Source organism: Vibrio sp. 811, from assembly GCF_033339195.1.
Genome location: NZ_JAWOUB010000378.1, coordinates 1 through 719 on the forward strand (window position 1 = coordinate 1; position 719 = coordinate 719).

General features: G+C 47.3%; 2 protein-coding genes. Both read left to right on the forward strand.

Going from position 1 to position 719, the window contains the following annotated elements; translation table 11 throughout:
- The coding region (locus R7Q46_RS26985) for an MMPL family transporter (protein WP_318078210.1) at positions 1 to 352 on the forward strand (352 nt) is incomplete at its 5' end.
- A 24-nt stretch (positions 353 to 376) separates the two neighbouring features.
- The coding region (locus R7Q46_RS26990) for an outer membrane lipoprotein-sorting protein (protein ID WP_318078212.1) at positions 377 to 719 on the forward strand (343 nt) is incomplete at its 3' end.

Sequence of the window (719 nt, forward strand, 5' to 3'; positions counted from 1 at the left end):
GATTGTGGTCGATGATGCCGTTCACTTCCTTTCCAAATATCAAAGAGCGCGCCGCGAGGGGCAAACAGCTGAGCAAGCCGTTCGTTACGCCTTTCATACCGTTGGCCGCGCACTGTGGATCACTACGGTGGTTTTAGTGGCAGGTTTTTCTGTATTGGCAATGTCTAGCTTCAGGCTGAATGCGGATATGGGGCAGCTCAGCGCCATTGTTATCTTCATCGCTTTGGTTGTGGACTTCTTATTCCTCCCAACCTTACTAATGCTATTCGATAAAAAAGCGTACTTACAAGAAAGTCCGTCTGATAACGCGCGCTTGAAAGCGTCGTCCACCATCACTGCAACTCAGTCATAACTCAGAATTAAAAGGAATTGAACCATGAAAAAAATGAACCACGTATTGCAAGTTTTGATGTTGTCGGCTTCGCTAGTTGCATCGCCATTCACTTATGCGAATGAAGAAAAAGGGCTGGAAATTGCCCAGGAGCGAAAAGCAAGAGATGAAGGTTGGGGCGACTCTATCGCAACCATGGAGATGATTTTAAAGAACGCACAAGGAGAAAGTAGTACGCGCCTTATGCGATTGAAATCTCTCGAAGTTGAAGGGGATGGCGACAAAGGGCTGACCATTTTTGACCAGCCTCGGGATGTCACGGGCACGGCTTTCCTCAACCATTCTCATACCATTGGTGCGGATGACCAATGGTTGTATTTACCTGCTT